Source organism: Hwangdonia lutea (assembly GCF_032814565.1).
GTDB classification, from domain to species: Bacteria; Bacteroidota; Bacteroidia; order Flavobacteriales; family Flavobacteriaceae; genus Hwangdonia; species Hwangdonia lutea.
Genome location: NZ_CP136521.1, coordinates 3,396,848 through 3,410,571 on the forward strand (window position 1 = coordinate 3,396,848; position 13,724 = coordinate 3,410,571).

12 protein-coding genes are annotated in these 13,724 nt (G+C 34.9%); 11 read left to right on the forward strand and 1 reads right to left on the reverse strand.

Annotation, left to right across the window (positions count from 1 at the left end; genetic code table 11):
* The first annotated feature begins 35 nt into the window (after window positions 1-35).
* The 6 genes from RNZ46_RS14615 to RNZ46_RS14640 all read left to right on the forward strand — a co-directional run bounded on the left by RNZ46_RS14615 (window position 36) and on the right by RNZ46_RS14640 (window position 4,879).
* Window positions 36-1,073 carry a DUF6624 domain-containing protein gene (locus RNZ46_RS14615; RefSeq protein ID WP_316982909.1) on the forward strand — a complete coding sequence of 346 codons (1,038 nt, stop codon included), beginning with the start codon at window positions 36-38 and terminating at the stop codon, window positions 1,071-1,073.
* A 65-nt stretch (window positions 1,074-1,138) separates the two neighbouring features.
* Window positions 1,139-1,756, forward strand: coding sequence for a hypothetical protein (locus RNZ46_RS14620; protein ID WP_316982910.1), 618 nt, complete (start codon window positions 1,139-1,141; stop codon window positions 1,754-1,756).
* A gap of 70 nt (window positions 1,757-1,826) precedes the next feature.
* Window positions 1,827-2,402 carry a hypothetical protein gene (locus RNZ46_RS14625; protein WP_316982911.1) on the forward strand — a complete coding sequence of 192 codons (576 nt, stop codon included), beginning with the start codon at window positions 1,827-1,829 and terminating at the stop codon, window positions 2,400-2,402.
* Between the two features lie 10 nt (window positions 2,403-2,412).
* Window positions 2,413-3,240 (forward strand): alpha/beta hydrolase, encoded by an 828-nt coding sequence (locus tag RNZ46_RS14630; RefSeq protein WP_316982912.1) that lies wholly within the window; start codon window positions 2,413-2,415, stop codon window positions 3,238-3,240.
* A gap of 179 nt (window positions 3,241-3,419) precedes the next feature.
* A complete protein-coding gene (locus tag RNZ46_RS14635) occupies window positions 3,420-4,040 on the forward strand; it encodes a CatB-related O-acetyltransferase (protein ID WP_316982913.1) in 621 nt (206 codons plus the stop codon).
* Between the two features lie 119 nt (window positions 4,041-4,159).
* Window positions 4,160-4,879, forward strand: a complete 720-nt coding sequence (locus RNZ46_RS14640; RefSeq protein ID WP_316982914.1) for an NAD(P)-dependent oxidoreductase — start codon at window positions 4,160-4,162, stop codon at window positions 4,877-4,879.
* 72 nt (window positions 4,880-4,951) lie between these two features.
* Here RNZ46_RS14640 and RNZ46_RS14645 read toward each other — a convergent pair whose 3' ends face one another.
* Window positions 4,952-5,950, reverse strand: coding sequence for a metal-dependent hydrolase (locus tag RNZ46_RS14645; protein ID WP_316982915.1), 999 nt, complete (start codon window positions 5,948-5,950; stop codon window positions 4,952-4,954).
* 165 nt (window positions 5,951-6,115) lie between these two features.
* Here RNZ46_RS14645 and nrfH point away from each other — a divergent pair, with 165 nt between their 5' ends.
* From nrfH to RNZ46_RS14670, 5 genes are all read left to right on the forward strand, one after another.
* Window positions 6,116-6,715, forward strand: coding sequence for a cytochrome c nitrite reductase small subunit (gene nrfH / locus RNZ46_RS14650; RefSeq protein WP_316982916.1), 600 nt, complete (start codon window positions 6,116-6,118; stop codon window positions 6,713-6,715).
* An 11-nt stretch (window positions 6,716-6,726) separates the two neighbouring features.
* Window positions 6,727-8,226 (forward strand): ammonia-forming cytochrome c nitrite reductase, encoded by a 1,500-nt coding sequence (gene nrfA / locus RNZ46_RS14655; protein ID WP_316982917.1) that lies wholly within the window; start codon window positions 6,727-6,729, stop codon window positions 8,224-8,226.
* A gap of 88 nt (window positions 8,227-8,314) precedes the next feature.
* The gene (locus RNZ46_RS14660; protein WP_316982918.1) at window positions 8,315-11,467 is read left to right on the forward strand and encodes a cytochrome c biogenesis protein CcsA; all 3,153 of its coding nucleotides are present in this window, start codon (window positions 8,315-8,317) and stop codon (window positions 11,465-11,467) included.
* Between the two features lie 187 nt (window positions 11,468-11,654).
* Window positions 11,655-12,101 carry a hypothetical protein gene (locus tag RNZ46_RS14665; protein WP_316982919.1) on the forward strand — a complete coding sequence of 149 codons (447 nt, stop codon included), beginning with the start codon at window positions 11,655-11,657 and terminating at the stop codon, window positions 12,099-12,101.
* Window positions 12,102-12,388: 287 nt separating this feature from the next.
* Entirely contained in the window at window positions 12,389-13,720 is a 1,332-nt protein-coding gene (locus RNZ46_RS14670; protein WP_316982920.1) for a beta-helix domain-containing protein, read from the forward strand.
* The last annotated feature ends 4 nt before the right edge of the window (window positions 13,721-13,724 follow it).

The window sequence follows — 13,724 nt, forward strand, 5'->3', positions numbered from 1 at the left end:
TCATTAATAATTCATCAATCAGAAAACGAACAATTATGACATCAATTAAAATGAAAACAATCAAAACACAAATGTTATTAAGAACAATTTATGTGGTCTTTGCATTAGTATCTAGCATAACATTTGCTCAAAACACTAATCTTGAATATAATAATTTAATAAGAGATGGCTGGAAGCTTTGCTTGGAAAAAAACTTCATAGAATCGGCAAAACTTTACGAAAAAGCCTTTAAACTAAACAACAAAGTACCTTTGAGTGACCGCTACAATGCCTCATGTATTTATGCACTATCTGGGAATAAAGATATGGCTTTTCATTATTTGTTTATTACTGCAAATGATTTGAAATGGGATGATTATAATCACTTAATTAATGATAGTGATTTAAAAGTTTTGCATTCAGATAAACGTTGGGAAGAATTAAAGGCTGTTGTATTAAAAAACAAGCAGGAAGTAGAAGCTCACTTTGACAAAGATTTGGTTGCTGTGTTAGATAAAATATATTTTGATGATCAAAGTACTCGAAATCAAATCCGTTCTATGGAAGAAAAATATGGACGAAATTCCAAAGAAATGGATGCATTTTGGCAAACAATTCTTAAAAAAGATTCTATTAATCTTATTAAGGTTAGTAAAATTCTAGATGAACGAGGATGGCCAAGTAAAGCATTAATAGGAAAGCGAGGAACTTCCACACTTTTTTTAGTTATACAGCACGCCAATCAAGAAGCTCAAGAAAAATATTTACCCTTAATTGAAAAAGCTGTAGCAGATAATAATCTTCCAAAACAGCAATACGCTATGTTTTATGATAGGCTACTTCTAAGAAGAGGCGAGAGACAAGTTTATGGAACGCAACTAGCCATTAATAATGAGAGTAAAACGCCTTATGTATTGCCATTAGAAGATCCAATCAATGTAGATACTCGCAGATTAGAAATGGGATTGAATACTATGCAAGAAAATTTAAATAGATGGAGCCTTACTTGGGATGCAGAAGCGTATCTTAAAGAACGACCAGCTATTGAAGCAAAAGAGAAAGAACTTAATAGTAAGAATAATAAAAATGATTAATAATTCAAGACTGTAAAGTAGGTAATATTATCATCAATCAATCATCAATCAAAAAACGAACAATTATGACATCAATTAAAATGAAAACAATCAAAACACAAACTTTATTAAGAACAATTTGTGTAGTCTTTGCATTTGTATCGAGTATAACATATGCACAAGATACAAATCAAGAATCAACAACAGTAAGAGATGGTTTTATCTTCGAATTTGTAGTGGGTGGAGGTATTATCAGTTTAGAAGATAGCGCAGGTATTCAAACGTTTGATAAATCTCAAGGAACTTTTGTTTTTCCAGATTTAAAATTTGGTCATATGTTAAACGACAAACTCGCCATTACTGTGGCCTTGCCTGGAAATATTTACGAATTTCAGGATAACGACAGGCACTTTGGAGGTGTTATACCATCTGTACAGTATTGGGTAAAAGACCGTTGGTGGATTCACGGAGGCATTGGTTTAGCCATAGATTCGCCAGCGCTATATGATATTAAAGACGATGTAAATGACGATTGGAACTTTGGTTGCGCTGTTATGGCAAGTACAGGTTACGAGATTTACAAAAAGAAAAATTTCGCACTAAATGTACAGTCTAAATTAGTTTTGGGTCGTGCGTCTTTAGATGGAGATGCGCATAGAGATGCAGTAATCTTTAACATTGGACTAGGATTTAGTTGGTTATAAGCTTTCACTCGAATTATGCAATACAAAATCTATTACATTTATACTACTGTTAACACTTATTTGAAAAAAAATGAAACGATTAACAAAATTTATTGAAAAGAATAGTTCAGGAAAAAAAGTTTTAGGACTTTTTATCTTGACAAATGTTGTTTACACCTTTATGCTGACTGTTACAATTCCCAAAACTATGGAATTCTCTAACGGAATGAAATTATTGGATATGATGCCTACAGGATATGATTTGGAATATGTAAGTGAATTATTCGGTTTGCTTGGAGAAAATGGACGTTTAACTTATCTAAACAACCAAATACCTGTGGATATGATTTACCCACTACTATTCGGACTTTCTTACTGTCTGCTTTTGGGTTATTTCTTGAAAAAATTCAACAAATTAAATTCCCGATATATTTATCTCTGTGTAATACCGATAATTGCTGGAATTGCAGATTATTTAGAGAATTTCGGAATTATTACAATGCTTAAAAACTATCCCGAATTGAAAGAGACTACAGTTTATGCAACTCATATATTTTCGGTTACAAAAAGCATTTCAACAAGTCTGTTTTTTATTGCATTGATAGTAGTATTAATAGCACTTGGAATTAAAGTATTAAACAGAAAAACAGGTGCTAACAATGTATAAAACAAATGCTATGAAACAATTAATAACAGTTTTTTCTTTCATCTTTATTTTTGGAATACAAACCCTATTTGCGCAACAAAATAATAACATTTTGGTAGGCAGTAAGTTCAATATTTATTCTTCCATATTAGATGAAAATAGAACTTGTTTGATAAGTCTTCCAAATTCGTACAATGATTCTACTGATATAGACAAAAAATATCCAATTATAATCTTATTGGATGGTTCTGTGCATTTTAAAACAACAGTTGGAACAGTACATTTTATGAGTTCGGATAGAAATAGAAATTATTTGATGCCAGAAACAATTATTGTTGCTATTGAGAATGTAGACCGCAGAAGAGATTTTACGGTTACAAAAATTAAGACCAAACGTCCCAATACTGGAGGAGGTGGAAGAAAATTCTTAAACTTTATGGAAAAAGAACTAATTCCTCACATTGATAAAAATTATAGAACAGAATCACATAGAACGCTCATAGGTCATTCTTTGGGAGGGCTTCTAACATTAAATGCATATATGGATAAAAATAGTGTCTTCAATACTTACATAGCTATAGACCCAAGTATTTGGTGGAATGAAGAGATGATGAAAAACAAAGTTGATGCTATTTCCTCAATATCATTAAACAAAAAATTGTACATCGCTACTGCAAATCAAGGAGCAGCTAATTATGAAAGAAATAAAAAAAGACACGACGATTTTTATGCTTTAATGACAGAGAAGTCAGATGAACCTTTAAAAGTAGAATTAGAATATTTTGAAAAAGAAAATCATCGTTCTGTCCCATTAATAGCTCTGTATAAAGGGTTAAAATATATTAATCAAGAGCATTGATAACATTCTATAAAAAACGTTTGGCAACAAAAAACTGCAATTGATTTTAGGTTCAATCTCCATATTTCTTAAAAACAGATCTGATTTTAATGGAATCTAGAAGAACAAATAAAGCGAACAAAAGACTTTAAATTAGCAAAGCAAAAAATAAATAAAACCAACTAAAAGTATAATATTCTATGAATGGTCCAGACAAAAACATAAAATTCCCACTTCAGAATTACGACAGGCTATGTTTCTTAAAAAACATAATTAAAAATCCAAATATCATTGTTGGAGACTATACCTACTATGATGATTTTGAAAATGTAAAGAACTTTGAGAAAAATGTAAAATACCTTTTTGACTTTGTTGGAGACAAATTAATAATTGGAAAATTCTGTATGATTGCTTCTGATGTGAAATTCATAATGAATGGCGCAAATCATTTAACAGATGCCTTGTCAACATATCCTTTTGCGATTTTCGGACAAGGTTGGGAAAGTGCCATGGATGGAAAAAGTTATCCAAAAAAAGGAGATATTACTATTGGTAATGATGTTTGGATTGGCTATAACGCTACTATTATGGCAGGAGTAACCATTGGAGATGGAGCAATTATTGCTACAAACGCAACAGTAACAAAAGATGTTGAGCCTTATACAATTGTTGGCGGCAATCCAGCGAAAGAAATCAGAAAACGTTTTGATAATAGAACCATAGAAAAGCTTTTAGAGCTTCAATGGTGGGATTGGGATATTGAAAAAATAACAGCAAATGTTGCAAATTTAACCACCAATAAAATAGAAAATTTACAATAACTGATTTCAATGACCAATCTGTGGATAAAATCTTATCATAACATTAATCGATATATGAAACAATTCCAGTAATATATCGTCCTTTAATTTATATCAATCAATCAATCAAAAAATTCAGTATGACAGTTTTAGTAGTAGGAGCCAGTGGAGCCACAGGAAGAAAATTAGTTGAGCAACTTCTCGATCAAAACCATAAAGTAAAAGTTATTGTAAGGACACCAGGAAAATTGCCGGAATCATGGAAAACGAATGGTAACCTGCAAATTATTTCTGCTAGTGTATTGGCATTAAGCGATATGGAAATGACTGAAATAGTCAAGGATTGTCACGCCGTTGCGTCTTGCCTTGGTCATAATTTAACTTTTAAAGGTATTTACGGGCAACCCCGAAAACTCGTAACGGATGCTACACGACGCTTATGCGAAGCCATACAATCTAATGGGCTGCAAAGCCCAACAAAATTTGTGTTAATGAACACCACAGGAAATCAAAATCGCGATTTAAACGAGCCCATTTCTTTGGCACAAAAATGCGTTATTGGTTTGCTTCGTTTGTTGTTACCACCTCATGTAGATAATGAAAAAGCTGCGGATTATTTAAGAACACAAATTGGTCAAAACGATAATTTTATTGAATGGGTTGCGGTTAGACCAGATGGCTTAATAAACGAAGAAGAAGTTAGCGATTATGAGATTCATCAATCACCAACACGAAGTGCTATTTTTAATGCTGGTAAAGTAAGTCGTATTAATGTAGCGCACTTTATGGCAGGTTTAATTACGGACGATAACCTATGGAACAAATGGAAAGGGCAGATGCCAGTCATCTACAGCAAATAATATTAAAGTTATTAAGCGAATTATTATTACAGATTTAAAAGCCGTACCAAAAGGATGACGCTTTATGTTCCCCTAATTCCCTTTTAAGCGCTCCCACAAATCGGCTAATAGTTTTTTTCCATCGCGTTTGTTTTTTTCTTGTTCTATAAACTGAACATTGCCAAATTCGTCTACTCGAATTTCGTACCGAAACACAAAATCTTGGGCGTTTGGTGTCATGCTTAAAAGCCCAAACCGTAAGTCGTTATAAAATAATTTATCGTTTTTTTTGGTGATGGTGTACCAGCCTTCAGAAACAGCAATCATTTGTTTAACCTTTTCATTCTCAATTAAGCTGCCCAGTAACTCATGGTTTTTTTTATACGTTTCAAAAGTAATGGGTTGTGTGTCAAAAAATGAATAATTACCTAATAAATAAGCGTATTTGGTGTTAATGTTCGCGCTCCATAAAATGGTATTAAGGGGCGATGGTCGGGTGTCTATTTGTTGATAGCTGATGCCTTGTGTTTGTAGCGCATCTTCAAATTTTGTATATGCTGCCCATTTTAAAACAAAGGTCAGTGCCAAATATGTGGTGCTGATAATTAAACCGATATTATTGTAATAACGCCTTTTTTTAGAGGTTTTTTTTTGGAACATCGTTAAAATTAAAAACACCAAAAAGGGGAGTGTGTAAAGTGGGTCGATTACAAAAATGGTTTTAAAAGCCAACCGCAAATCAAAAGGCCAAAACAATTGAGTGCCCCAAGTTGTGTGTGCATCTAAAATGGAATGGGTTAAAAATCCCCAGAAAAACAACCAAGTCCAGCCTTTAAAATTTTTATAGGTTTCATACCGTGAAACCATCCATCCAAAGAGCGGTGCAAAAAGTACGGCAAACACAACCGAGTGGGTAAACCCGCGGTGGATAGATAACGCCGTTACGGTATCGGTAAAATGCGATGCAAATATGTCTAAATCTGGAATAGTACCTGCAATGGCACCATATAAAATAGCTTTATTGCTAACTTTTTTCCCTAAGACGGCTTCGCCAACGGCAGCACCCAATACTATTTGTGTGAATGAATCCATGTAGTTCGCAAAAATAGGTTTTAAAGTTAATTAGTGTATGTTTTTTTTACTAGCTTTTTTGCTCTGCATGACAATTATCATGTTTTTTAATGGAAAAAAATAACAATTTTGTTTTGTTGATTTTTTATTTAAGATTATCTTTAAGAATGCAATAAACCCGTACGATTGAGCCTAAATAAAAAAATACTACCACCAAAAACATCCAGATGGCGAACCACTGCCGTTTTCTTTATTGCCGTAATTATTGGTTTGGGTTTGTTTATGGCCCGCGAATCCAAGATATATTCTTATATGTCCGATAGCCCGCAAGCCTGTGTTAATTGCCATGTAATGACACCCGTTTATAATAGTTGGATGCATAGTTCGCACCGCGAATGGGCCAATTGCAACGATTGCCACGTACCGCACGATAATGTATTCAATAAGTATTATTTTAAAGCAAAAGATGGGTTATACCATGCCTCGGTTTTTACAGCTCGAGCGGAGCCTGATGTTATTAAAACAAAAGAAGCCTCGCAAGAAGTGGTGCAAAACAACTGTATACGTTGCCATGTCCAACAAGTTACCCAAGTAAAATATGATGGATGGATTGAGGGACACAAAGAAAACAGAACCGGACGCCAATGTTGGAGCTGCCATAAAAATGTACCACACGGCACTGTACGTGGATTAACCACCATAAAATATAATATAGCGCCAATACCAACAGACCCGGAAGGACTCGTTATTCCGGCTTGGATGGATAAACAAATTAGAGACGATTAAAATTATTTCAAATGAAAAACAAAGTATTATTTATCGTAACCATTATTGTAGTTTTTCTACTTGGGCTATTGGCCTCTAGTATTGTAAACAGAAAATCTGAAGCCAAATATAAATATGTTCCGCAAGTTAATATTGCCGAAAACGAACCGAGAAACGAGGTTTGGGGCGAAAACTTTCCTTTAGAGTATCAATCTTCTTTACAAACGCTCGACACCTCATTTGCTTCTATGCAAGGTGGCTCCGCTACGCGCGATGTGCTTGAAGAAGATCCGCGTTTGGTGATTTTGTTTGCCGGTTACGGTTTTTCTAAAGATTACAACCAAGGTAGAGGACATGCCTATGCTATTGAAGATGTTCATAATACATTAAGAACAGGAGCGCCAACATCAAAAGAAGATGGCCCTATGCCCGCTACGTGTTGGACCTGTAAAGGGCCCGATGTACCGCGGTTAATGAACGAAAAAGGCATCGCCGAGTTTTACGGTGGCACTTGGGCTGAAACCGTATCTGAAGTTGTAAACCCTATAGGATGTGCCGATTGCCACGACCCTAAATCCATGAAACTTCGCATCTCTAGACCGGCTTTGGTCGAGGCGTTTGATGCCATGGGTAAAGATATAAACCAAGCTACGCACAACGAAATGCGGTCTCTGGTTTGCGCCCAATGCCATGTGGAGTATTATTTTGATAAAAAACTTCCAGGGAAAGAAGGCGTACCCTATTTAAAGTTTCCTTGGAAAAATGGCATGACGGTAGAAAATATGGAAGACTATTACGATAATTTGGAGTTTTCAGATTGGACGCACAAATTAAGTAAAGCACCCATGTTAAAAGCGCAACACCCAGGCTACGAAACATTTAAAACCGGCGTACATGCCGATCGTGGCGTATCTTGTGCCGATTGCCACATGCCTTATAAAAGCGAAGGCGGACAAAAATTTACCGACCACCATATCCAGTCGCCGTTAAACAATACCTCAAATGCCTGTCAGGTTTGCCATCGGGAAGAGTCCAGCAAATTGATAGCAAACGTTTATGAAAGACAGCGCAAAGCCACTGAAAATCGCCTTAAATTAGAAGACCTTTTAGTTAAAGCCCATTTAGAAGCCAAAAAATGTTGGGACCTTGGCGCAACAGAAGAACAAATGAAGCCCATTTTGACAGATATTCGTCACGGCCAATGGCGATGGGATTACTCTGCAGCAGCTCACGGTGCTTCGTTTCATGCTCCGGTTGAAACAGCAAGGGTTATTGGAAGCGGTTTAGTAATTGCTCAAGAAGCACGCGTTAAGTTGGCGCGTTTGTTGGCAGATTTAGGACACAATAAACCAATAGAAATGCCAGATATTTCAACAAAAGAAAAGGCTCAAAAGTATATTGGATTGGATGTTGAAAAATTACAAGCTGATAAAGAAGAGTTTAAAAGAACACTTTTACCAAAATGGCTTGACGAAGCCAAAGCGCGCGAAGCTAAAATGCCAATAAACGCAGTGTCTTCAACCAAAAAATAACTTCATAAAAACAATAATATAAAGATACCTTATTAATTGTGTGGTAAGGTATCTTTATAATTCACTACCCAACCTCATTTATTATATAATGAATAGATTATTACGCTTATTTTCTTCGCCAGTTTTAGCAACCGTTTTGCTTTTGGTATTTGCCATAGCCATGGCCATTGCAACTTTTATTGAAAACGATTTTGGTACGGCAACAGCATGGAAACTTATTTACGATGCTTGGTGGTTCGAACTTGTTATGTTGGGTTTATGTGTTTGTTTTATTATGAACATCAATAAATACAAGCTTTGGCGCATAGAGAAATGGGCGTTGTTAACTTTCCACCTCTCCTTTATAATTGTTTTAATAGGTGCCGGTATTACACGTTACACTTCTTATGATGGTGTTATGCGTATTCGCGAAGGCGCTTCGTCCAACATAATAATATCCAGAAGCAATTATCTTCATGTTCATATTTCAGATAATCATACCACAAAAACACTTCGGAAAAAACTAAGTTTTTCACCATTGAGCAATAACGATTTTAAGGTTAATGCCGATTTTAACGGAACGCCAATTACGGTATCATACAATAACTTTGTTGCCGATGCCATTCCGCAGATAAAGGACGATGCCGAAAACGGGAGGCCGATGCTTTTAATGGTGGTTTCGACAGGAAATGGCCGAGAAACTATTTTTTTGGAAAAAGGCGAAGTTGAAGCTGTTGGCGCACATCAGCACAAAATTGGCTTTGATGTGGTCGCACCCGATGTGATAAACATAACCGAAAACAACGGTACATTTAATATAAAATCGCCCAGAAACTTAGGAACCTTTGTTATGGCAACTGAAACAGCGGGAACCATTCAAAAAGACAGCTTGTACAGTATGCAATTACGTACACTGTATCGAGATGGCGATGCCTCGTTCGTGCCTATGTCATATCACCCAAAAGGTGAAATTGTGTTGATTAGCGATTCTGAAAAACCCAAAGATAACAGTGCCCAAAAAGATGATGCATTGGTGGTGAATGTTCAGGTTAACGAAACCGTTAAAGAGGCTACGTTGCTATATCGTGAAGGGTTCTTACCAACAAACCACGATGTTGATTTTGATGATTTAAACGTTAGTTTATCATACGGTTCGGAAGCTATTAAAACACCGTTTTCAATTCAGTTAGACGATTTTCAGTTGGAAAGATACCCTGGTTCTACAAGTCCGTCGGCCTACGCCAGCGAAGTGCAGGTAATTGACAACAACACTAAAACACCCCACCGTATATTTATGAATAATGTGTTGGACTACAGGGGATATCGCTTTTTTCAAGCCAGTTATGATACCGATGAGTTAGGCACCGTGTTATCGGTAAACCATGATGCATTGGGTACAAATGTTACTTATTTAGGGTACTTTTTAATGATGATAGGCATGTTTTTTACCCTTTTCGGAAAATCCTCGCGTTTCAGATTAGTTAATAAAAAGCTTAAAAAATTAAAACTAAAAACAGCTACTGTGCTTTTGCTGTTGTTTGGTGTTGGCCATGTTTCCTTTTCACAATCTAATGCTTCATCCGAAAAAGCAAAACCAACCATAAACATTCAAACTATTAAACAGTTAGGGATAGATGCACAACACGCAGATATGTTTGGCAGACTTATGGTTCAAGATTTAGATGGCCGAATAAAACCTATGAACACCTTGGCGTCGGAATTTTTAAGAAAACTATCGCGCAAACCATATTTTATATTTTCTGAGCAAGGGGAAAGTGTTCGATATTCAGCCAATCAAGCTTTTCTGGCTATGCAATCGGCATCAAATATTTGGCAATTTGTTCCACTTATTAAAGTTGATGCAAAAAAAGGAGGCGTGCTTTTTTCAGATTTAGAAATTAGTGAAGATGATTTAGTAGCCTTTACTGACTTATTGGACGATAAAGGCAAATATATCTTATCTGATGCTGTTGAAACTGCCAATATCAAAAAACCAGCAGAACGAAACGAATTTGATAAAGAAGTCTTAAAGGTTGATGAACGCTTCAATATTTTGTTCAATGTATTTTCTGGTAATTATTTAAAAATCTTCCCAAACAGCAACGATGCGAATAATACATGGCAGAGTCAAACGCATCATTTTCAGGATTTTCCAAGAGAAGATGCTCAATTTGCCCAACATATTATTCCTCAATACTTTAAAGATGTCAACGAAAAAAAATGGGTAGATGCCAGTGAGAAATTGGAATATATTAAAACCTTCCAGGATGTATTGGGAGAAGAAATAATTCCAAATCGTAAAAGGGTAGAAGCCGAACTATGGTACAATCAACTCAATCTTAATTTTTGGCTATTTCAAGCCTATTTTGTTTTAGGGGGGCTATTATTGCTAATAGCTATTTCTAAAATATTTACAAAGAATAAAATATTGGAAATTTTTTGGAATGGCCTTGTAATCATAACACTTATCAGTTTTATTATGTTTACGGGCAACATTATTTTAAGATGGTACGTGGCGCAACACGCCCCTTGGAGTAATGGTTATGAAATGTTGGTTTTTGTGGCTTGGGTGCTTTTACTTTGTGGATTGTTAACCTTTAGGAAATCAGATTTTTCGCTACCGCTTTCCACTTTGTTTTCTGGTGCTTTGTTGTTTGTTAGCTATTTGGATTGGCTAAGTCCGGAAATAACCAACTTAATGCCTGTGTTAAAATCGGTGTGGCTAAAAGTTCATGTGGCCACAATTGTAAGTAGTTATGCACCATTGGCACTTTCGGCAATATTAGGGTTTATGGCACTTTTACTCATGATTTTTAAAACTAAAAAATCTGAAAAAGAAATAGACATTCGTATAAAAGAACTCACTTATATTAATGAAATATCAATGACGATCGGGTTATTCGTGCTAGCAGTGGGTACGTTTTTAGGCGGAATTTGGGCCAACGAATCTTGGGGACGATATTGGGCGTGGGACCCCAAAGAGACTTGGGCTTTAATTAGTATTATAGTATATGCTATTGTTTTGCACCTGCGATTGATACCGAACTTAAAAAGCAATTATGTGCTCAATACGGCCAGCGTTTTTGCCTTTGGTTCTATAATAATGACTTCTTTTGGCGTAAACTATTATCTATCCGGATTACACAGTTATGCCGCTGGCGACCCCTTACCAATTCCAAAATTTATTTATGTTTTAACGGCTTTGGTTATTATTGTGGCTATGCTTGCCTATTATAGAAAAAAATCTTTCCAAAAAAAATAGTTTAAATAAAGGTTAGCTCAGTATCAGTTTTGCTTTCAAGCAATTACCAAAGATTAACTAATTTTTCGAGCTGGTTTAAATCATATAATATCTTAAGAATAAAAAAATATTATTAAAAAATCGATAAAATGCTTGTTTTTTACGATTAATTACATAAATTTGTGGTTTAAACCCCTAAATCTTCGACATGAAAATAAGAATTATTTTAATAAGCTTTAGCTTTTTTCTCGTTACAGGCCTTGGTTTTGCTCAGAAAAATAAGGCTCCAAAAAGCATTATAAGCGATAAGGTTTCTATAAAAAAGTATCATACTAAAGAAGATCTTGACCGCATGCAAAAAGGACAATTGCTGGACTTATACGTCGAGCGTATTGAGAGTCTTGTTAAATTGTTACCTTATATTGCATTTGCGACGAAGCCAGGAGTAACCATGACTACTTTAGGTATTCCAAACGATAAAGACAACCGATCGGCATTGGACGATCAATTTGAAGCCACGAAAAGCTTTTTAGAAACAAATGGAGAATTTCAGAGGCGTATTTTGCCTTATTCGGATACAACAAACTTAGTTGCCGCTATTTTGTTTTATGAAGAAACCATGAAATCCTTACATGAATATAGTGAGTTTCATTAACAACTAATATCAAAGGTTGTTAGTTGGTTTTTAAATTTATTTTAAAATTTAGGAATAAAAGAATAGGAGTAAACCATATTTTTTTATTCCTTTTTTTATGCAAAAAAGCTAAATTTATATAATATTTTGAATCCAATAAATGTGCATTTCATCGATAAAACAATAAATAAAATATATTATTTTGTGTATTTTATCGTGAAAATTGGTATTTCATGGATTTTTTATTATATATTTGAGCGTTATATAATAATAAATCTTATTTGTTTTTTCAATATAAAATATTAATTATGAAAAACTTTATTCAAACGCTTTGCATCTGTCTTTTAATTACGGGCAATGTTTTTGGGCAACAAGAAAAGGGAATAATAGGTGCCGATAATTGGTTATACAATTGGACGGAGTTTAATCCCAAATCACAAAATTACGGAGAGCCAAACCAAATACTAGCGGGAAATATTACGGAAGACACCAAGTTGACTAAACGTAATGTATACTTGCTTTCTGGTAGTGTTTTTATTACAAACAATGCGACACTAACCATAGAACCGGGAACGGTAATAATTGGTGATTATCAATCTAAAGCATCCCTAACTATAACCAAAGGAGCAAAAATAATTGCCGATGGTATAGAAACAGATCCTATTATTTTCACTTCTAACAGAAGTGTTAAAAGAGCGGGAGATTGGGGAGGTATTATTATTCTCGGCGATGCGCCAACTACAAAATTTGGAAGCGGCTCGGTAGCTTCATATTACCCAAAACTTGATGCAACAACCTATGCAAATTCAAATTATGGCGGTGAAAACTTAGCAAGTAATTCTGGGATTTTAAGGTATGTAAGAATTGAATATGCCGGAAAACGAATTAAAAACGCCGGATATTTTAATGGACTTTTACTAGCCAGTGTTGGTAATGAAACCGTTTTGGAAAATATAATGATAAGCCATTGCGCTGGTAACTCGTTTGAAATTTTAGGTGGTGAAACCTACTTGCATAAAGCTGTTTCATACAAAACAAACAGTAACGACTTTAAGTTTAATTTTGGCGCACAGTGCATGCTCTCAAACTCTTTGGCCATTAGGTCGCCTTACGTGTCAAACAGTGCCGGAGCGAGATGTTTAATGATTAATTCTTACGATAATAAAGAAGAAATCGATTTTTCTAAAAAAGGAACCACTGTTGTGGCAAAAAACTTGACCTTAATAACAGATAGCGACGATTTAACATCTGCTATTGAGCAAGGTTTGGTAAAAGAGGCCGTATATGTTGGTCACAATGCATCGCTCGAAATGAATAAAAGCGTTATTTCCGGTTTCAACCCAGCAGTTTTATTTGAAGATAAAATTAAGGTGAATCAAGAAAATTTGGAAAAAATCAAATTTACCGATATGTATTTCAATAATTGCAATGGAAATATTTTTGTTGAAAACAATATGAATAATGAAGATTTGGAAAACTGGTACGGTAATTCTGCTTTTTTCAATGTGTATTCCAAAGGAGATAACTCCGAAACTTTTATTGATTTAAACAACAAACGACGTCCAGATTATAGATTGAGAATAAATAAAATAATTGCTTCAAATGAAGTAGATCCAGCTATAAACCGCATAGACAATTAGAAGT

Excerpts from the sequence above, each read along its gene's own strand:
- RNZ46_RS14635 (WP_316982913.1), top strand. The coding sequence starts at position 3,420 with ATGAATGGTCCAGACAAAAACATAAAATTCCCACTTCAGAATTACGAC.
- RNZ46_RS14660 (WP_316982918.1), top strand. The coding sequence starts at position 8,315 with ATGAATAGATTATTACGCTTATTTTCTTCGCCAGTTTTAGCAACCGTT.
- RNZ46_RS14640 (WP_316982914.1), top strand. The coding sequence starts at position 4,160 with ATGACAGTTTTAGTAGTAGGAGCCAGTGGAGCCACAGGAAGAAAATTA.
- RNZ46_RS14620 (WP_316982910.1), top strand. The coding sequence starts at position 1,139 with ATGACATCAATTAAAATGAAAACAATCAAAACACAAACTTTATTAAGA.
- RNZ46_RS14630 (WP_316982912.1), top strand. The coding sequence starts at position 2,413 with ATGAAACAATTAATAACAGTTTTTTCTTTCATCTTTATTTTTGGAATA.
- RNZ46_RS14625 (WP_316982911.1), top strand. The coding sequence starts at position 1,827 with ATGAAACGATTAACAAAATTTATTGAAAAGAATAGTTCAGGAAAAAAA.
- RNZ46_RS14665 (WP_316982919.1), top strand. The coding sequence starts at position 11,655 with ATGAAAATAAGAATTATTTTAATAAGCTTTAGCTTTTTTCTCGTTACA.
- RNZ46_RS14615 (WP_316982909.1), top strand. The coding sequence starts at position 36 with ATGACATCAATTAAAATGAAAACAATCAAAACACAAATGTTATTAAGA.
- nrfA (WP_316982917.1), top strand. The coding sequence starts at position 6,727 with ATGAAAAACAAAGTATTATTTATCGTAACCATTATTGTAGTTTTTCTA.
- RNZ46_RS14670 (WP_316982920.1), top strand. The coding sequence starts at position 12,389 with ATGAAAAACTTTATTCAAACGCTTTGCATCTGTCTTTTAATTACGGGC.
- RNZ46_RS14645 (WP_316982915.1), bottom strand. The coding sequence starts at position 5,950 with ATGGATTCATTCACACAAATAGTATTGGGTGCTGCCGTTGGCGAAGCC.